Genomic DNA, 19,691 nt, shown 5'->3' with positions numbered 1-19,691 from the left:
TTTCCATGTTGCCGTCACCCTCTGCGGGAGGTGCCGGGGGTGCGGGCGGTACCGGGCTGCCGTCGGCGAGCCGGAGGACATGTTGGGTGCGGGCATCAACTGCATCAACTGCAACTACTTCAACTGCGGCATACTCCAGAATTTTGCCGGTCATGGATGGGTGCAGAGTGAAATAATTCACCGCAGATTGCGGGGTATCGCCCCAATCTATTAATTCCACGATAATCGTGCCGCTCTCTGTCTTTTCAGAGACAATATTCATCACTGCAATTCTGGATAATCCTTCCAAAGAATTCGCCGTTATGCATGCATTCCCTGCGAGATAGGTGGTGCCCGGACCGACTTTTACCGTTGTCCCGTCCCCCATCCCAATCCAAAAAGAGCCGAGGGGCCAATCTATCTCACCTTCATACACCACATATACCTCGCCCCCACGCGATGCCGTGTTACCGGAGACTGTACCGCCGGACATCGTGAACCTGCCGTTCGCATCCACATCCACACCTCCGCCATAGGAGCCTCCAGAGTTTGAGGTTGCCTGGCAGTTTGTGATGCTTGCCAAATCCGACATCGTGAACATGCCATACACCTCCACTCCTCCTCCATAGGCATCTCCAGAGGTTGAGGTTGCCTCACAGTTCGTGATGCTTGCCGAGTCTTCCATCGTGAACGTGCCCTCAGACACATACACCCCGCCACCATAGGCACCAGGTGTTGAGGTTGCCTTGCAGTTCGTGATGCTTGCCTTGCCAGACATCGTGAACGTGCCCTCAGACACATCCACATCCACTCCTCCGCCATTGGCATCTCCAGTGGTTGAGGTTGCCTGGCAGTTCGTGATGCTCGCTGAATCCTTCATCGTGAACGTGGCGTCACCACTATCCCAAAAATTATAGATCTCTACTCCTCCGCCATAGGAGCCTCCAGAGTCTGAAGTTGCCTTACAACCCTCGATCTTTGCCGAGTCGGACATCTCAAACGTGCCCTCATACACCCATACTCCTCCGCCATAGGCATCTCCATCGGTGGTTGAGGTTGCCTGGCAGTTCGTGATGCTTGCCTCATCCTCCATCCAGAACCCGCCCTTGCCGTCTGTAGCCATCGCCACTCCTCCACCTGCGGCATATCCCGAGTTTGAGGTTGCCTCACAGTTCGTGATGCTTGCCGAATCGGACATTGTGAACGCGATGCCGCCGCTCATGCCTACTCCCCCTCCTTCTGCACCGCTATCTTCAGAATCTGAGGTTGAGATTGCCTTGCAGTTCTCGATACTTGCATCGTCAGACATTGTGAACGTGTTGCCCATCATATAGACCCCTCCACCACTGACAGAATTTTCCACGCTTTCTGCTTTGCAGTCCTTAATGCTTGCTGAACCGGACATTGTGAATATGGCCTCGCTGGTCTCAGCGTCGCTGTAGACATCCACTCCTCCGCCATAGGCATCTCCAGAGGTTGAGGTTGCCGTACAATCCTCGATCGTTGCCTCTCCGGACATCGTGAACCCGCCCGCATACACCTCCACTCCTCCTCCATAGGCATCTCCAGAGTTTGAGGTTGCCTTACAGTTCTCAATACTGCCCCCCGTCATCGTGAAGGTACCTTCTTCCACATACACCCCTCCGCCATAGGCAGAGATATCTTCGTGAATTACCGTGTTGTTCATGAGGATGCCGCCTGCAAGCGTGAAATTTCCTCCGGAGTTCACCCGGACAAGGGACTGCCCGTTCCCTTTATCGATTGCATCCACCGTATTGTTTCCGTCCAGTGTCAGAGGATGAGTTCCATTGTCGATAATCGTCAGGTTACCGCCGCTCCCTATCGTGAACATACCGGTATCTCCGGTCGTGTTCGCCGCAGTCCGGTGGATTTTGTTATTCGCGGAACTGCTCGTCGTGAGCGTAATGTTTCCGCGAATCTCCGGCAGCCATGCACCCCCGTCAAATTCGATATCGCTGTTCACCGCCACGAGGAACGGTATCGATTTGTTCGCATCAGCATTCGACCAGTCGATCACATTCCTCAGCTCATCGACGTTCTCCACCTCGTGATATGCATCCGCATCCGCAGCCGCAGCAGGCATCACCCACACACAGCAGAGAAAAACCAGCACCGCAAGTACGAGAAGACCGCGGTATCGGCACTTTCTCTCAATCGGGGGACAACCAGTCCCGTTCATATGTGTCAGCATTTCCATTCACCCATTGAATCCTATTATGGGAGGATATAATCCGGAATGTATCCCGAATCGCAAATCCGAGAATTATTTTTGGTTACGCGAGGATTATGCTGATATTTGGGCTGAAAATATTCTCAGGATACTATCCTTCGGAAAAACAGGAAAAAATGATGGAGGGATGCTGTAAGAGGTCTTTTTTGAAAGGATATCGTTATTGTCTGGTTGGAAACTGTTTGGAAATCATTTAATATAATTTAGAGTGTTATATACTACCATAATAGGATAGCCCCTGATCCAAAATTTATGCGCGGAATTATATCTACAAAATAAATCTATTTTTATCAAATAATTTTGATGCTGCGGGCGTAATATTACCTATTACGCCCGCAGCATCAACAAAAAACCTCCTCAAAGCAAAACCTAATTTCTGCTCAACAGATTCATATATCTCCAAAGAAAAACGAACAACTCAGCCCAACGGAAAAACCATAGAAAACCTCCCGCGGGCCGCTGCGGCCACAACATCATGCCGCAGACAGAACCGTATCACACCGGCCGGACACCCCGGTACAGGAACCACCGAACGAACACACAACACCGAACACACAACACCCGCAAAAAATTCCGACCCTCCCGAAAAATGCTCGTCCACCACTCGCATACTTCCGGGACCCCGTGGTATCCTGTTGTTCATATCTGTCACTGAACCTATAAGAACACCAGCACGAGGGGAAAAAACTTCAACAAAAAAAACCGCAAAAAAATACCTCCGCCCCCCCGCCGCAGACCATTGTTTCGTGTTTCGTGTTTCGTGTCTCGTGACATCCCCCCAAAAACCATGACCACCCGAATCGCCTACTTCCGCCTCCCCGCCGACCTTCTCGACCGGCTCGACCTCGCCATCCGCCGCATGGGATACCCCTCACGCAGACCCACAGGTCAGCAGCGACAGCAGCTCCTCACTGCTGCCCGCAATCTCGGCTTCCGTTTCCAGCATGAGATTCACCAGTTCATTCTCACTGTAGCGCCGGAAATCCGTGCGGATCGCAATCACCCGTTTGCCGAGTGCGGTTGCATATCCCATCTCCCATGCAGTGCCGGAGTCTGCATCGGACCCGTCAATCACCGCAACAACAATGTCACTGTTTTTCAGAGCCGCAAGATTCCAGCGATAGATCAGTTCCTCACGGTTCTTGCTCCGTGACTCGGCGGTGTCCTCAAAGTTCTGGGGCAGATGCACCGAATAATACTGCGAAGCAAGAAGACCGGCAAGACCAGCGTTGTAGATCTTCTGGGCTTCAGAAAACAGCGGAGCTGCAAGATAGATGCGGTACTGCGCAAAACTCCGGACATCGATCAGCGGAAAATCGGCAAACCGTTTGAGAAACACGCCGGGACCCGCCGATTTTTCATCGCCGTAATAGGTTGTTGTAACCCCGCAGGTCGGCGATGAGTTCACCCCGATAATGGCAATCGGAGGCTCGCCCCGCTCTGCTATCAGTGTCCGTACCTGCTCCTCAAGATGATCGAGAACAGCAGCAAACTCCGGCGTGTTGAGACGATCAAGGAAGGAGCCGGGACTGCGGGGCACCCCAAGATACAGCGTTTCAGGACACGGAAGCGGCACCATCTCAATACCGAACTGACGGCAGCGTGCGGCGGCAGCAGCCCACACCGCACGATCCGCATCGGTGGTGATACCTTCGGCACGGAGTTTTTCGTTCAGAATGCACGCAGAGACAAGGACATACATGAGTATGTCTGATAGGAGGTCTGAAGAGATAAAAACCCCGACTGACGGAGACTGTACCCGAAATCAGAATAACCGTTCACGCACAATAAGAGTAGGAGGAAAATGGTCCGGGACAGAATAGCACTCATCGCCTATCGCGACAACTCCTGCGATCCGAAAAAATGTACCATGAAAAAACTGGAACGGTTCGGGATGCTGCGGTTAGTGAACCGTATCCCGCAGATTCCCAAAAGTACGCTGCTTCTTGACCCGACTGCGGGGGTCGTTCTCTCCCCTGCGGACCGCGCCTGGGTGCAGTCGGTAACCGCTCTTGACTGTTCGTGGGAAGTTCTTGATACGGCAAACCTCGGACCGTGGAAAGGACGACGGGCACTGCCGTTTCTGGTGGCGGCAAATCCGGTGAACTTTGGAAAACCGTTCACCCTGACCTCGGTCGAAGCGATCGCGGCAACGCTGTACATCCTCGGTGAGGAGGAACAGGCAAAGACAATTCTTGCAAAATTTCACTGGGGACTCAACTTCCTCGCCCTCAACGCAGAACCGCTTGCCGAGTATGCGGCGGCAAGGGACAGCGCCGAAGTACTCAAGATCCAAAGCGAGTACATCGGCTGAAACGACCGTCACCGAGACTATTAACATCTGAAACGACCAATTAACACAGATACAATGGCAAGCGTAAGCATCCGGAGATACGGGCAGATTTTTGATGTACTGGTGAAGTACGGATTCTCCTATTATCTCAACGAACTTTTCCCCGGATTCATCAATACCAAAAAGGCGGCACAGGACGATTTCAGTTCCTACTCGATGTACGCCAGAGTCAGAATGGCTCTGGAAGAACTCGGACCGACCTTCGTGAAGTTCGGCCAGCTGATGAGTACGAGAACCGAACTGTTCCCGCCGGAAATGATCGAGGAGCTGTCAAAATTGCAGGACCGGGTCGGAGTCGTGCCGTTTGATGAGGTTATCCCGACGCTGGATGAGTACATTCCCGACTGGCGGGATGTATTCACCTCGGTGGACCCAAAACCGCTTGCCGCAGCCTCCATCTCCCAGGTGTACCGCGCTGTTATGCAGGACGGAACAGAGCTTGCCTTAAAGATTCAGCGTCCAAACATTCAGGACAGAATCGAGCAGGATATTGTCCTCCTCAGATCCATTGCCGAGCGGATTGAGGAGCGGCGGCCGGACCTCCGTATGTATAATCCGGTGACGCTGGTGGACGATTTTTCGGTGCAGATTAAAAAGGAACTGGATTTCACCCGCGACGGAATGAACGCCGAACGGCTCGCACGGAACATGCGGGTCTCCGGCATTCCCGGCATCAAGGTCCCGAAGATTTACTGGGAGTTTTCCGGAAAATGCCTGCTTGCAATGGAGTTTGTTTCGGGTGTCAGGAGCGACGATGTGGATGCAATTGTTGCAATGGGGATGGACCCGAAGGATCTTGCAAGCAGGGGCCTGAAGGCATTCATGGTGCAGATTTTCCAGAACGGGTTTTATCACGGCGATCCGCACGCCGGAAATATCCGTGTGTCACCGAAGGGCGATATGGTGTTTCTCGACTTCGGAGTCTGCGGCGTTCTGATGAAGGACACGCGGAACAAATTCATCTCGCTGATGCTTGCCCTGTTTGCAGCGGATACGGATCTGACGATCCGGTACGTGAAAAATCTCGGCGTAAAAATTCCGTCAAGTGGTCTGGATGAGTTCCGCGGCGAGTTGTATCTCGCCCTGCAGGACAGCAAGGACATGGGTGCCCAGATGAACTTCTCAGGCCTTGTTGCGGCAATTCAGGAGTTGTTCCAGAGAAACAATATCCGCGTGCCGTCGAACCTTATGCAGCTCTTAAAGGCGCTGATGCTTGTTTCCAACATTGCGTTCACGCTTGATCCGCAGCTGGAGTTTGCCAAGGAGGCCGAACCGTATCTGAAGAAACTGATTGCAGAGGACATGAAAAATCCGGAGAATGTGCAGAAACGGATTCTTGATGCAAAGGTGCGGCTGGAGGATCTGTCCCGCGTACCGCAGCAGCTTTCCTCGGTTCTGGAGATGGCATCGGAAGGGAAACTCAGAATTGATGTTGCGGCAAAGGAGGTCGGCGAACTGCGTATGACGATCGAAAGTTCCATTGATCGTCTGGTGATCGGTATGATGGTCTCCGCAATTGTCATTGGTTTGTCGCTGGTGCTGATGAGTCAGCCTGCCGAGGCCGGATACTATCCGCTGCTGGCCTATATTGCTGCGATCATTGTGATTGTGATCATCTTCTATAAGATGAAGACCCGCAAGCTCAAGCGGGAAGACTAATTTTTTTGTGATCTCTTTTCCGGGAAAAAATCATCGCGAAGTACTGTTTGGTACTTTCTCCAACTACTTTTGTCCCCGCGTCCTTATACTGTAGTATCCGTCCGGACCCCCTCCGGACGAAACCAGGAGAATGTTACCATGTTTTGCCAACAATGTGAGGAAACCGCACGGGGTCTCGGCTGCACAGCCGGGGGCGTCTGCGGAAAAAGCAATGACACTGCGTGCTATCAGGACGCAGTAAATTTTATTCTGTCAGGTCTTGCATACCGGAAGATCCACCAGCCGGCGGGAGCAAAAGTTCCGGCCGACACCGCAAAGCAGGACAAAGCGGTTGTGGAGATTTTGTTTGCAACGCTGACGAATGTCAACTTCGATAAAGAACGGTTCAAAGAGTATCTGAAGACCCTCATCGCCTATCGTGATGCCTATCCGATCATTTCCGGAGAGCCGGAAGGGTGTGCGTGGACCCCGAAATCCGAGGAGGAGATTGTTCATCTCGAAGGAGGTATTGGTCTTCTTGCAATTGAGGACGACAACGAACGGTCGCTGTTTTCCCTGCTGCTGTTCGGACTGAAAGGCATGTGCGCCTACTACTCCCATGCCGAGGTGTTGGGAAAGACCGATCCGGATATCATGGCCTTCATCTACAAGGGTCTTGCCTCACGGTTTGAGGTGTACACCATTGCAGAACGGACAGAGCTGGTTCTGGAATGCGGCACGGTTGGTGCAAAGGTGCTGGCCCTGCTGGATGAGGCGAATAAACACTACGGAACAACAGAGATCACGAAGGTTCCCTGCGGCGTCAAAGATAAACCGGGGATTCTCGTGACCGGTCATGATCTGCGGGATCTGGAGATGCTGCTGGAACAGACAAAAGGAACAGGTGTTGATGTGTACACACACGGCGAGATGCTGATTGCCCATGCACATCCTGCATTCAAACAATACGACAATCTGATCGCAAACTACGGTACGTCCTGGGCAAACCAGAAGGACGAGTTCCCGAAGTTCAACGGCCCGGTTCTGTTTACGACGAACTGTCTTGTGCCGCCGCCGGAGGAGTCACGCGGAAGAATCTTTACAACCGGGTCGGTCGGATTTGACGGAGCCGTGCACATCCCGGAGAAGGCCGACGGGTCAAAGGATTTCTCAGAGATTATTGCGCTTGCAAAAAGATGTAAAGCCCCGATCGATCTGAAGCTTTCGGAGGTGACGACCGGCGCGGGTCATGATGCGGTTCTCGCGCTTGCACCAAAGATTCTCAAGCTGATTGAGGAGAAGAAGATCCGCCGCTTTGTGGTGATGGCCGGATGTGACGGGCGGCACAAGGAGCGGAGGTACTACACGGAGTTTGCACAGGCACTGCCGAAGGATGTGATTATTCTGACGGCGGGCTGTGCGAAGTACCGGTACAACCGTCTGAACCTCGGCGAGATCGATGGTGTCCCCCGCGTGCTGGATGCGGGACAGTGCAATGACTCCTACTCGCTCGTGGTGATTGCAACAGAACTTGCAAAGGCTCTGAAGATTCCGGTAAACGAACTGCCGCTGTCGTTCAATATCGCCTGGTATGAACAGAAGGCAATTCTGGTGTTCCTGACACTGCTTGCGCTCGGTATCAGGGACATTATGATCGGTCCGCATCTTCCGGCGTGTCTTTCGCCGGATGTACTGAATACCCTGGTAGAGCGGTTCGGGGTGCAGCCGAACACGACCGTTGAGGCGGATTTGAAGACACTGCATCTGGTGTGATCAGACGATAAGATAACTGGAGCGGATGAATGTTTTGTCCGCAGAAGCCGAGACCGTGACGATTGCGGGGTAGTGCCCCGCGGTCTTCATGGCGGGTTCGTCAACGGGACCCGGTGCAGTGAGTTCTGCGCTGATGGTTCCCGTACTGTTTTTGAGGGTGATGACCAGGGTTTCCGGGTGTGTTCCTTGCGGCAGAGCGGATATGAGTGCCTGGATATGATGCATTATCTGGAACATCTGGGTTTTGTCCATGGTCCAGAGACGTCCGCAGTCAAGGAGAATACAGGATACGTCGTTGTGCGGAGCGGTCCCGAAGGTGATGCTGCGGGTAGTTGGGATGCCGATTTTGAAGAGGAGACCTAAGGTGACGACGAAGATTGCGCCGGAGGTGAGGGGGGAGGCGAAGAAGAGGCGGAGAGTGTCAGGGAGTGCGGTGTAGAGGTTGGGACACATGACCGAGGAGACGCCGATCATGATCGGCAGGATGACGACGAAAGTCCGGCGGTTGTCCAGTACGCGGGAGGAGATGCTCTGCACGCCGCCGAGCATGATGAAGGCGATGGCGTAGATGACGATCGCACCCATGATGGGTTCGGGCATGACATGGAAGAACCAGCCGATGGCAGGAAGAAATCCGCAGAGGATGAGGAGGAGACCGAGACCGATGCCGATGCTGCGTGAGGCGATGCCGGTTCCAGGGATGAGGCCGGTGTTGGACGCGGAGGACCCAATGCCGATTCCGCCGATGGCAGAACAGAGGGCTGCCCCGAATCCTTCGGAGAGGATGCCGCGGCGGAGGTTGTTTTTGTTGGTGTTGCCGGTGTAGTCGTCAAGCAGGGCAATGTTTCCAGCGGATTTGAGCATGACACAGAGCATGCCGATTGCAAAGGGTATGAGAAGGCCGATGTCAAAGCGGTAGCTGACGATGCCGACGGGGTTGGGGAAAGAGAAGATGGATATGGTACCGGCGGCTTCAATGTCGGCAGGGGTGAGGACACCGAAGAGGACGGAGGAGACAAGACCTATGATGATGCCGATAAGGACTGCGTAGAATCTGAATATTTTTTTCTGCTGAATGCCGAGGATGATCATAGAGCCAAGCGTGATGATGCCGACGGCGGTTGCGGCGGGGTTGAGGGGGCCTGACTCGCCGCTGCCGAAGAAGAGAGGGAAGGAGAAGGGGATGATGGCAAGGCCGAGCATGAACATGACGACGCCGATGACTTCCCCGGGGAAGAGGATGCGGAAGTAGCGGGTGAGACGGCTGAACAACATTTCCAGAAAACCGGAGATGATCATCATGCCGTAGAGGAGGGGGAGACCTCCGGCGGTTGCGGCAAGCATGGAGGCCGGGAGGTAGGAGGAGTTGGGGACCATGGGGAAGATGTAGCCGCAGCCGGTGTAGCGGAATGCCTGAAGGAGGGTAGCGATGCCGGAGCCTATGAGGGTTGCGCTGATGAGGAAGGTGGAGAGGTCTTCGCCGCCGCCGATCGCTTTGGTGATGATGACAGGGTAGGTCATGTAGACGGCGAGGACAAAAAAGTGCTGGAGGATGCTGAGGACAAGGACGGAGGGCGGCACGTTGTCGCTGACGTTGTACACCGGACGGTCTTGGTAGTCCATGATTGAGGAGATAGTTTTGTCTGGGGAGTATTATAGGTTTGGACTTTGGGAATGGAGGAGGTCTCCGGGAAAAAGGGTTGGTGGGGAGAGATGTATTGCTGATTTTACGGAACGACAACAGTGCCGTCATAGAGCAGGCTGTCTGTGAAAATCGTATTGCCCGTGGAGTCCACGGTCTGACCACGGACTACAACACGATACGATCCTGGGGCAAATCCCTTATTCGCCTGATTAGTAATTATTACACAGCTATCCTTATAGAAAGAAAGTGCGAGATTAAGTTCCCACCCAGCCCACGTTCGATTCACCACATTTCTGCCAGAGGAATCAGACACATCTACTACCAGTTGTTTTTGCCATCCATTCCCTTGGAAAGTACCTGCAGTCCAGTCACGGGGAAGGGTAACCTTGATCATATTTTCATTCTCATGTTTATGAGAAGAAGCATCCGCCGGCCATAGCGCGAACGCAAGTTGCCCTGTCCACAACGTCACCGCGGTGGTATCCGAAAAAACACCGGTTACCGTGGTGGTGTGGGTTCCCTCCACTCCAACGCCGGTAAACCGGATGGGAACGCCGATCTGTCGGACGCAATCGGTTGTATTGGTACTCTGGAATTCGGTCACGTAGGGATTTCCCGCCACTGAGACGCGCAGCGATTGCAGATCACTGACATCCTGTCCGGTAAAGAGGGTTACCATCACATCCGTATGGTCTGAGGTTACCGTCAGTCCCACATCTTTTAGATCATTCTGCCCGCCCGCCATACCAAGTGCCACCACCGCAACGACTGCGGCGAGGACCATCACAATCGCAACAAGCAAAATCGTTGCAATCACCGGGGATACAGCATTATCCTCGTAATTCCTATTCATACGGACCAACTCCTACGGATATTTCCAATGATATATTTCCTATCAGGAGAGGGTTGCATCATCACCGATGAATATTTTCAAAAAATAATTTTTCTAAAAAGATATTTTCAAATTTTTTCTTTCAATGAGAGGCACAATTTTTTCTCCGGTTATATCCTTCCAAAAAATATTTTTTTCCCGAAATGGGAGATCCAAAAAAAAGTTTCTCGGAAAAATAACGCCATTCACAAACCAGAATGTCATGCAAAGGGAGGAGGGCTGATTTTTGTGATTTTTTCTGCCACGCCACAACTTTATATTTCGTGCAATCCTATCCTGAAAGGATTCAATACCGGCGGACATCCCGCGGTGATGTCATGAAAATAATTCGTCGGTTTTCTTTTCTGAGGAAATTGTGTACGGGTGAGTGGTGAGTGGGCATGATGAAAAGAAAATTAGTTCTTTCTCTCCTTACACACAAACGAACACTCCGGCCTCCCGCAGCGTCCGTCACAGGGATCCAGATGCACAATCACAGATGTCCGCGGCATCTTTGCAACAATATCAGTCTCGATCTCCTTCAGCACCGCATGCGCCGCATCAAGGGGCGTTGCATGCGGCATCATCAGATGAAACTCCACAAACCGGTTCGGTCCCGACCGGCGGGTCTTCAGACTGTGGAAGTTCGTAAACGCATTCGCATGCCGGCAGATGATCTCCTTAATCAGAATAACCTCATCCTCATCCAGACTCTCATCCATCAGATCCGCAAAACTCCGGCGGATCAACGAATACGCCTCACGAAGAATCAGCAAAGCCACAACAATTGCGATCACCGAATCAAGAAACACCAGATGCGTAACCTGAATCAGCACAAGACCCGCAAACACTCCCGCAGATGTCAGAACATCCGTACGCAGATGCCACGCATCGCTCTCCAGCGCAATCGACTCCGTCTCCTTTGCAACCCTCATCAAACGCTGCGACACCACGAAGTTCATCACCGCGGAAACACCCATCACGATCATACCCGCATACAGAAGATCAAGCGAGACCATCTCCCCGCCGGAGACCAGCTTATGGCACGCCTCCCAGATAATAATCCCTGCCGCAACAACAATCAGCAGCGCCTCAATCAGACCCGACGCATCCTCATACTTCCCGTGACCGAACGCATGATCCGCGTCCGGCGGCTCGGCCGACTTCTTCACCGAAAAATACGCAATACAGGAAGCAAGCAGATCCATTCCCGAATGGATACCCTCCGAGATAATACTCACCGAACCAATCGAGATTCCCGTCAAAATCTTTGCAACCGTCAGAAACAGATTCGAGAACACCGATAAACGAGCGACATTCTGCTTTCTGGCATCATCTGTCACGGTATTCATGGTTGATCACAACAGTAGAAAATATAGGTCAGCGCCACGTAAATAACTTAAGCGAGAGATACGACATGGCAACCAAAGATGCACTCATTATCCGCATCTCCGGGCAGATCAAAGAAGAACAGGAATATGGCAAAGCCCTGGAAGAAGGAGAGCAACGCCTTGCCAGAACAAAATACTGGGTCCCCCTCCCGATCCTTCTCCTCCTCATCTGGAGCATCATCTGCATCCTCCATGACATCTCCCCCTATGACATCCTCATGCTCTGGATCGTTGCAAGCTTCTTCATCTACATGTTCTACTTCTTCCTCATGATGATCCCCTCCCTTGGTTCCGGCACCAGTACCCCCCTAACCGGCACAGCCGCCCACATGCAGATCCGTGAGTTCCTGCGGCTGGCAAACCTTCTGAAAACATTCCGCAAAAACAAAGTCACCTTTATTGAAATATTCTGGAACGCATTCCTCATCAATGCAAAACCGCTTGCAAAAGGATTTGCGATCATCTATAGTATCGACGTCCTCTGTGCCGTCATCCTCTACACAGAGGAGATAATCGACCGGCATCTGCTCCTCGTTGTCATCCTGCAGATCGCAATCATCCTCGCCTTTTATGCAAAGATCATCCGCACCCGGCCGGACGAACAGGGATTTTTCGTACCCCGGAACATCCCTGCCGAAGCTCCGGAAACGGAAACAGCGAAGTTCAAGATCTGGCTTTACCTCAGCACCGCCGCAATGATCACCGGCCTGTTACTGGTCGGGGCAATGCTGTTTCCGGGACTCACCCTAAACCAGTACCTCGAATTCATCTCCATCCTCCCGACCGAGTACCCGATCATCCTCCTGCTTACACTCCTTACGCAGGCGGTCATTATCCGCTACTATCAGGGAGTAGAAAGCCGCAGACTTATGACGGCCTTAAACACCCGCCATATTGCCGCTCTCAAGGATGACCTGCTGCCCCGTATCCGGGCAGCAGAACCGGAACAGATGAACGAACTGCGGCGGGAGTTTCTGATTCTCCGGATGAACAAACTCGTAGTGCAGGAGTTTTTCCGACGCTTCCCAGTCTATGCAATCCTGCCGAACTTCCTCCTGATCGCCGACCCGACTGCCCGTGAAGTGCTCGACAGTACCGGAGATGAGAAGACCATCCGCGATCTGCTGTAAAAACGAACCTCCCTGCACGTCCCGGAAAAAAAGATCATCTGAAACTTCCCGCAGGAAATCAGGAAGCTTCCGCGATGATCGGAATCACCACTCTGCGGTATGCCCCGTCATCGCTCTGCTGGATCATTCTCAGTTCATAAATGCCGGGCCGTCTTGCCTGGACCGTCCAGGAGTAACACTGCCCGCCGTTGCACGGCGCGCGTTTCTCGTCCATCACTGCAAGTCCGGCGGACTCCAGCGTCCGCCATGACTGTTTGCCTGGGCTCGTCACGGTTACCGTAAACCTTCGCGCGTCGATTTTTCGGATCGTATAGGAGTCCATCATCTCTTTCTCCGTGCTGTAGAGGAATTGCTGGTAGCTATGCTGTTTAGTAATTGAAAATATATTGTTCTACTATATAAAAACTCGCGTGAGATTTTGCGCATAATTTTCCAAAGATCCCTTCTGTTTCCCCCTGCCCCTCGTCGAAAATTCATTCGACGGGGTTTCAGGGTGAAGAAAAAATGGATTCAGATCTCAATGTATATCAACTATTTTGTAAAATAAAGACGCCGAGGGGGAGATTTGAACTCCCGAGGTGTTACCACCAGAGGCTTTCGAGGCCACCGCCCTTCCGGACTAGACTACCTCGGCACGTCCGTTTGCCGCTGAAAACAGTATGCGCGACCAGATCTCCGCTGATGCGGGCAAAACAGGATCTCCCGCTGCACCTTACTGCCTATACACATAGACCTGTGGTCTAAAAAAGATAGTGTTTTTTGGTATTATGCCTGGCCGGCGCCTTTGCTGATCATCATGTCATCCACACGGATCAGCAGCATTGCGGTCTCGGATGCGCTCTGGATTGCCTGACGTTTGACGCGCTTCGGCTCCACCACACCTTCGGACTGCATGTCAACAACCTTTCCGGTGAACACATTCAGACCTGCGTACTTCTCGCCGGTTGCATGTGCCTGACGGAGATCAATAACCTTGTCCACGGTGTCAAAGCCGGAGTTCTCTGCAAGGGTCTTGGGAATGATCTCAAATGCCTTTGCATATCCCTCAATTGCCAGCTGGACACGACCGCCTTCGGTTGCCGCATACTCGCGGAGGCGCAGGGCAAGCTCGGTCTCCACCGATCCGCCGCCGATCAGGTATGCGCCGTCCTCGACAACATCCTGCACTACGCGGGTTGCATCCTCGATTGCACGCTCAAGCTCGTCCACAAGATGCTGGGAAGAGCCGCGCAGAAGAATGGTTACTGCCTGCGGGTTCTTGCAGCCGGAGAGTTTGGTCATCTCAATGTCCTCCAGCATCTCAAGGTTGCCGGCGGTTCCGATCACTTCGGGGGTAAGATCTTCGGGTTTGTTGACGATCTGTCCGCCGAGTGCCTTTGCGGCATACTTCAGATCCTTTTCCGCGACAAACTCAAGTGCGTAGATACCGTTCTCGGCAAGGTAGTACTGGACCGGGTCAGCGATACCTTTCTGACAAAGAACCACATTTACGCCGGTCTCCACAAACTTCTCGGCCATTGCACGGAGCGTCTCGCGCTCTGCAACGGAGAATGCTTCAAGCTGTTCGTGGGACGTGATCTTGATCTTCGACTTCGTCTGGGTCTTGGTGATCTCAAGCGGGTTTGCAATGAACGCAGCCTTCACGCCTTTGATCTTCTTGGGCATCAGCGCGTCAAGTCTGGTCTTGTCAATTAAGACACCTTTGATCATCTCGGCATCCATCGTTTCGCTGCGTTTGGTCTTGACCAGAATGTCATCTTCGTTGACCACCGTCTTCTTGCCGGTAGTAACCGCGACGTTGCTGACCGCCTCCACGACAACATCACAGGCCTTGTCCATGATCATCTCAATGGATTTGCCGGTCATTGCCGTCTTTGCGATCTGCTTGAGCATGTCCTTGTCCTTCGGAGTGACTGCGATTGCGAGGCTGTCGAGAAGCTCAAGCGCCTTCATCATACCGAGGTTGTAACCTTTTGCAATAACCGACGGGTGAACGCCCGTGTCGATGAGGTTTTCCGCCTGTTCCATAAAGGAGCCGACCATTACGACTGCGGTTGTGGTTCCGTCACCGCACTCATCGTCCTGCGTCTCGGCGACCTCAACGACGAGTTTTGCGCCGGGGTGCTGGACGTGAATCTGGTGCAGAATGGTTGCGCCGTCGTTGGTGATGACGATGTCATCACTCCCTTGCGTAACCAGCATCTTGTCCATGCCGCGGGGACCAAGGGTGGTCCGAACGGTGTTTCCAAGAACCTTTGCAGCCATGATATTGGAGCGGAGCGCCTCCTGTCCAGGCACGCGCTCAACGTTGTCCCGTAAAATAACGACAGGTTGTCCTGATCTGCTTGACATAAAATCTATTATCTCCTGTACTCGTGTGATAAAAATGGAATTGAACTTCTATATAAAATATATGTATTGGAATCTTCCCTTAGTCAATAAGCCGGATAGAGAACAGCGAGTACACCGGTACTCCATCGACTTCAGTCACACCGCGCTTATCGAAGATGACCAGAATCGCAACCGGCACTGCATTGTGTCTGCGCAGATAGGCGACCAGTTCGGTCAGAGTATTGCCCGACGTAATGACATCGTCGACAAGAATACAGCGCTTGCCGCTGATCTTGCTGAAGTTTCCGGAGATGCATCCGGTTCCGGAGTCGGTGTTGTGTTTGGAAGGGTGATAGATGGAGAGATTGAGTCCCTCTTCAGCGGCAATGAGGGTTGCAAGCGGCACGCCGGAGATGGAGATACCAACGATTGCATCAACTTCCTCTTCGCCGCCGGTTGCTGCATCGAACCGGGCGGACAGCATGGATGCGATGCCGCCGAGCAGTGTTGCGTCCGAGCTGACAACCGTCCAGTCGATGTGCACATCTTTGGGGACAGCCATGTTTGTTTTGCTCTGGGTCAGAAGCCAGGTAACCGTGTCCACGGACAGACTCAGTTCGTCAGCTATCTGGCCTGCTGAGTGGCCGTCAGCACGCAGGTCTTTTGCTTTTGCCATAAGCTCTTCAAGGGAAGACATGATACTACAGTATTCGAGTTGCGGGAATTATTACTTTTGGGTTTTCGGAGGGATTGGGCAGGATGAAGAAGATAAACCAACGAAATGCCTTCGGAGCATCACAAAATATTATTTCTTCCCGCCCCGCTTCTCGGTCCCGCGTCGGACCGGCGGCGACCCGCAGACCGGACAGTCCTCCTCACCCGCCGGAATCTCCGCGCCGCATCCGCTGCAGATACTTTTCCAGACGCGGCGTTTTGCTTTCTTCTGCATCATGTTCTGTACCGGAATCTTCAGATGACGACAGACGTTCTGTACGGCAAAATCATCCGAGACAACCGTTCCGGAAAGAGCAAGGCCCAGAGCGATCACCGAGATATCTGTTTCCGAAAGCACCCGTGCATCTCCGGACCTTCTTGCGGCATCTCTCACGCGGTCCACTGCCGCAGCGTCTGCTTCGCTGATCAGAAGTCCCCGGCTTTGCATCACCTCAAACCGCATCTTTGAGGTTACATCCCTGAGTTCTGCGACAACCTCCGGAGTTGTGGCAAACTCCCCGCAGAAGGGATACTCCCCGAAAAAAAAGGATGCGTCTAAAATATAGCGCATGAAAGTTATCGGCGGACAGCGTCTGCAATGACCGTTGACGCAGTAAATCTGCTGCTCGCACGCTCAATGGTATCAGAGGATGCAATATCTGCAAGTCCCGCCTGCATCAGCTTCACATATCCGCCGCTTGCAAACACGCCGTGCACCCCTGCGGCACGAACGGAGGTTGCCCCCTGCTCTTTCAGCATGCCTGCCGCCGTTGCCATCGACCCGCCGGTTGCAATGATGTCATCAACGATGATACAGTCGCGACCGTTTGCATCCAGATGCTTCGGCGCCATCTTCACCTCGGAACCGGACAGCCGCGTCTTGTCGAGATGATCGCAGTCCCAGCCGCCAACGGCCGCAACACCCTTGGCGAACTCCCAGGCACCGTCATCGGGCGCGAGCACCAGCGGGTCTGCGAGATGCATCGTCTGGATGTATCTGCCGATCTCAGGAGCAATGGTGAGATTTTCGGCAGGACACTTGAAGTGCCCGAGAACGGAAGGGTCGTGGATGTTCACGGTAAAGATCCGATCCGCCCCTTCGGAAAGAACGCGTGCGAGTGCACGGGCGCTGATCGGTTCGCCGTCGTTGAACCGCTTGTCCTGCCGGGCATACCCCATGTAGGGAAGAACCAGCGTGGTATTCTTCCCTTCGCAGGCATCCAGCATCAGAATTGCCTGAAGAACCGACTGGGAGTCCACCGTACTTGCAACAATGACCATATCGTCGTCAAGGTCCATTACGCGGACATACTGCTCCCCATCGGGGAAAGTGTTGTATTTTACCTCGGCGATTCTGCATCCGAGGTGACGGGCCACCCGTGCGGCCAGCAGCTGACTTTTCTCGGTATAGATAACTTTCATCAGTACTCTCCTTCTTCTATCTTTTACTGAAACTACTTAAACCATCATCAAGCACAATATTAACACTCTCGAGTTAGGCGAGTTAGGAAATAAACTATGGATGATACAGATAGTGCGGCAGGACGTGCTGGCGGCGCGGATTTGGGGACTGCGCCGGTTATCAGTCCCGGAGTACAGGAACCGGAAACTCCTGCGCGGGAAGAGCCTGCCGTCCCGAAGACCTACGCATCGGATAGTTTCGATCCGGAGTTCTTCGGCGGGATACAGTTTGATACAACCGCTGATATTGTGATCCCTCCGTCGCTGATCGATCAGGTTATCGGTCAGGAACATGCGGTGGAGGTAATCAAGAAAGCAGCTACCCAGCGCCGCCATGTGATGATGATCGGCAGTCCCGGTACGGGAAAGTCGATGCTTGCCAAGGCAATGTCCGAGCTTCTCCCCAAAGAGGAGATGCAGGATATTCTGACCTACCCGAATGCCGAAGACAGCAACAATCCGATTATCCGTGTGGTTCCGGCGGGACGCGGCAAGGAGATCGTTGCAGCCCATCGTGCCGAGGCACGCAAACGTGTTTCATCAAGGAACACAATGCTGATGGTTCTCATCCTGGGAATTCTTCTGTTTGCGTTCTTCAGCGGCCAGATCTTAATGGGTTTGTTTATCGTGATCATTCTCCTGATGGCATTCCGCACGATGATGCCGCGGGATGAGGCAATGGTGCCCAAGCTGATCGTTTCCAACAAACCGGACTCCAAGGCGCCGTTTGTTGACGGTACGGGTTCCCATGCAGGAGCACTGCTCGGCGATGTCCGGCATGATCCGTTCCAGTCAGGAGGTCTTGAGACGCCGGCGCACGATCGTGTGGAGGCCGGGGCAATTCACCGCGCCCACAAGGGTGTGCTGTTCATTGATGAGATCAATACGCTGGAGCTTTCTTCGCAGCAGAGTCTGCTGACTGCATTACAGGAGGGCGAGTTCCCGATCACCGGACAGAGCGACCGATCGTCAGGGGCGATGGTCCGGACCGAGCCGGTTCCCTGCCGGTTCATCATGATTGCGGCAGGAAACCTCGACGCCATGCAGGGTATGCACCCGGCACTCCGCAGCCGTATCCGCGGATATGGTTACGAGGTGTATATGAGTGAGACGATGGATGACACGCCTGCAAACCGTGCGCGTCTTGTCCGGTTTATTGCACAGGAGGTGCAGAACGACGGGAAGATTCCGCATTTCGATCCGTCCGCGGTCTCGGAAATTCTCCGCGAGGCGCGCCGCCGGTCCGGCAGGAAGGGACATCTCACGCTGAAACTCCGTGATCTCGGTGGTCTGGTGCGTGTTGCAGGAGATCTTGCCCGGCAGGCAGGAGACCCCGCCACCACCATGAAGCACGTGGTGGACGCAAAGCAGATTGCCCGTTCCGTTGAGGATCAGATCTCGGATGAGTACATCAGAAGAACCCGCGATTATGATCTGACGATCGTTTCCGGGACGCTTGTCGGCCGTGTGAACGGTCTGGCGGTCGTGGGGAACGATGCGGGTTCGGTTCTGCCGATCACAGCAGAGGTTACGCCGTCGCAGGGAGCCGGCGCGGTTATTGCGACCGGTCTGTTAAAGGAGATTGCGCAGGAGTCGATTAAGAACGTGAGCGCTCTGATCAAGAAATTCTCCGGAACCGATATCCGCAAGGTGGATATTCACGTGCAGTTCATCGGAACCTACAATGGTGTTGAAGGCGATTCGGCATCGGTGACGGTGGCGACCGCAGTTATCAGTGCTCTTGAGGATATTCCCGTCCGGCAGGATGTGGCGATGACGGGGTCGCTTTCGGTGCGGGGTGATGTGCTGCCGATCGGCGGAGTGACCTATAAGATTGAGGCTGCTGCAAAGGCAGGCATTCACACGGTCATTATTCCGCAGTCGAACCTGGATGATGTGCTGATTGAGGAGCGCTACCGGGAGATGGTTACGATCATTCCGGTTACGCGGATCGAGGAGGTTCTCAAGTATGCTCTTGTGCCGCAGGATAAGGAGGCATTTGAGAAGAAACTCGGCCTTATCGGCAAGCACATGGAAATCCCGAAGATGCCCGAGGCCGCTGAGAAGGCGGAGGCATAATTTTTTTCTTTTTTCTCTGGTGAGTGAGGCGGGACTCTGCCGTTTCCAAAATCAGTTATCCTTCCTCACGAAACC

Annotated in this window: 16 protein-coding genes and 1 tRNA gene; 6 read left to right on the top strand and 11 right to left on the bottom strand. The window is 53.4% G+C overall.

What is annotated here, in order from left to right; genetic code table 11:
• Nucleotides 1-2,179, bottom strand: a 2,179-nt coding sequence (locus tag O0S09_RS01455) for a hypothetical protein (protein ID WP_268922115.1), incomplete at its 3' end; no start/stop codon positions are given.
• A 922-nt stretch (nt 2,180-3,101) separates the two neighbouring features.
• Nucleotides 3,102-3,932, bottom strand: a complete 831-nt coding sequence (locus O0S09_RS01450; RefSeq protein ID WP_268922114.1) for a nucleoside 2-deoxyribosyltransferase — start codon at nt 3,930-3,932, stop codon at nt 3,102-3,104.
• A 102-nt stretch (nt 3,933-4,034) separates the two neighbouring features.
• Here O0S09_RS01450 and O0S09_RS01445 point away from each other — a divergent pair, with 102 nt between their 5' ends.
• From O0S09_RS01445 to hcp, 3 genes are all read left to right on the top strand, one after another.
• Nucleotides 4,035-4,544, top strand: a complete 510-nt coding sequence (locus O0S09_RS01445) for a DUF367 family protein (RefSeq protein WP_268922113.1) — start codon at nt 4,035-4,037, stop codon at nt 4,542-4,544.
• A 54-nt stretch (nt 4,545-4,598) separates the two neighbouring features.
• Nucleotides 4,599-6,242 (top strand): ABC1 kinase family protein, encoded by a 1,644-nt coding sequence (locus O0S09_RS01440; RefSeq protein WP_268922112.1) that lies wholly within the window; start codon nt 4,599-4,601, stop codon nt 6,240-6,242.
• Between the two features lie 138 nt (nt 6,243-6,380).
• Nucleotides 6,381-7,994 (top strand): hydroxylamine reductase, encoded by a 1,614-nt coding sequence (gene hcp / locus O0S09_RS01435; protein ID WP_268922111.1) that lies wholly within the window; start codon nt 6,381-6,383, stop codon nt 7,992-7,994.
• Here hcp and O0S09_RS01430 read toward each other — a convergent pair whose 3' ends face one another.
• Both O0S09_RS01430 and O0S09_RS01425 read right to left on the bottom strand, forming a co-directional pair.
• Nucleotides 7,995-9,617, bottom strand: coding sequence for a uracil-xanthine permease family protein (locus tag O0S09_RS01430; protein ID WP_268922110.1), 1,623 nt, complete (start codon nt 9,615-9,617; stop codon nt 7,995-7,997).
• A gap of 104 nt (nt 9,618-9,721) precedes the next feature.
• The gene (locus O0S09_RS01425) at nt 9,722-10,492 is read right to left on the bottom strand and encodes a type IV pilin domain-containing protein (protein WP_268922109.1); all 771 of its coding nucleotides are present in this window, start codon (nt 10,490-10,492) and stop codon (nt 9,722-9,724) included.
• A 27-nt stretch (nt 10,493-10,519) separates the two neighbouring features.
• On the opposite strand from O0S09_RS01425, the gene O0S09_RS01420 reads away from it, so the two are divergent.
• Complete coding sequence (locus tag O0S09_RS01420) at nt 10,520-10,852, top strand: hypothetical protein (protein ID WP_268922108.1); 333 nt, start codon at nt 10,520-10,522, stop codon at nt 10,850-10,852.
• A 74-nt stretch (nt 10,853-10,926) separates the two neighbouring features.
• Here the strand turns inward: O0S09_RS01420 and O0S09_RS01415 are convergent, their stop codons facing one another.
• Nucleotides 10,927-11,862, bottom strand: a complete 936-nt coding sequence (locus tag O0S09_RS01415; protein ID WP_268922107.1) for a cation diffusion facilitator family transporter — start codon at nt 11,860-11,862, stop codon at nt 10,927-10,929.
• A gap of 65 nt (nt 11,863-11,927) precedes the next feature.
• On the opposite strand from O0S09_RS01415, the gene O0S09_RS01410 reads away from it, so the two are divergent.
• Nucleotides 11,928-13,031 (top strand): hypothetical protein, encoded by a 1,104-nt coding sequence (locus O0S09_RS01410; protein WP_268922106.1) that lies wholly within the window; start codon nt 11,928-11,930, stop codon nt 13,029-13,031.
• 58 nt (nt 13,032-13,089) lie between these two features.
• Here O0S09_RS01410 and O0S09_RS01405 read toward each other — a convergent pair whose 3' ends face one another.
• The 6 genes from O0S09_RS01405 to O0S09_RS01380 form a co-directional block, all read right to left on the bottom strand.
• On the bottom strand, nt 13,090-13,356 hold the full coding sequence (locus O0S09_RS01405) for a hypothetical protein (protein ID WP_268922105.1): 267 nt from the start codon (nt 13,354-13,356) through the stop codon (nt 13,090-13,092).
• Nucleotides 13,357-13,581: 225 nt separating this feature from the next.
• Nucleotides 13,582-13,665 (bottom strand) — tRNA-Ser (locus tag O0S09_RS01400).
• Nucleotides 13,666-13,796: 131 nt separating this feature from the next.
• Nucleotides 13,797-15,383 carry a thermosome subunit alpha gene (thsA, locus tag O0S09_RS01395; protein WP_268922104.1) on the bottom strand — a complete coding sequence of 529 codons (1,587 nt, stop codon included), beginning with the start codon at nt 15,381-15,383 and terminating at the stop codon, nt 13,797-13,799.
• A gap of 79 nt (nt 15,384-15,462) precedes the next feature.
• On the bottom strand, nt 15,463-16,059 hold the full coding sequence (locus tag O0S09_RS01390; RefSeq protein WP_268922103.1) for an orotate phosphoribosyltransferase-like protein: 597 nt from the start codon (nt 16,057-16,059) through the stop codon (nt 15,463-15,465).
• 108 nt (nt 16,060-16,167) lie between these two features.
• The gene (locus tag O0S09_RS01385) at nt 16,168-16,647 is read right to left on the bottom strand and encodes an NOB1 family endonuclease (protein WP_268922102.1); all 480 of its coding nucleotides are present in this window, start codon (nt 16,645-16,647) and stop codon (nt 16,168-16,170) included.
• 5 nt (nt 16,648-16,652) lie between these two features.
• On the bottom strand, nt 16,653-17,498 hold the full coding sequence (locus O0S09_RS01380) for a ribose-phosphate diphosphokinase (RefSeq protein ID WP_268922101.1): 846 nt from the start codon (nt 17,496-17,498) through the stop codon (nt 16,653-16,655).
• Nucleotides 17,499-17,594: 96 nt separating this feature from the next.
• Here O0S09_RS01380 and lonB point away from each other — a divergent pair, with 96 nt between their 5' ends.
• Nucleotides 17,595-19,616, top strand: coding sequence for an ATP-dependent protease LonB (lonB, locus tag O0S09_RS01375; protein WP_268922100.1), 2,022 nt, complete (start codon nt 17,595-17,597; stop codon nt 19,614-19,616).
• Nucleotides 19,617-19,691 lie beyond the last annotated feature (75 nt).

The sequence above is a fragment of the Methanocorpusculum vombati genome, from assembly GCF_026891935.1.
GTDB classification, from domain to species: Archaea; Halobacteriota; Methanomicrobia; order Methanomicrobiales; family Methanocorpusculaceae; genus Methanocorpusculum; species Methanocorpusculum vombati.
Note: the sequence above shows the minus strand (reverse complement) of the source record. Positions and strands in the feature narration are given on the sequence as shown.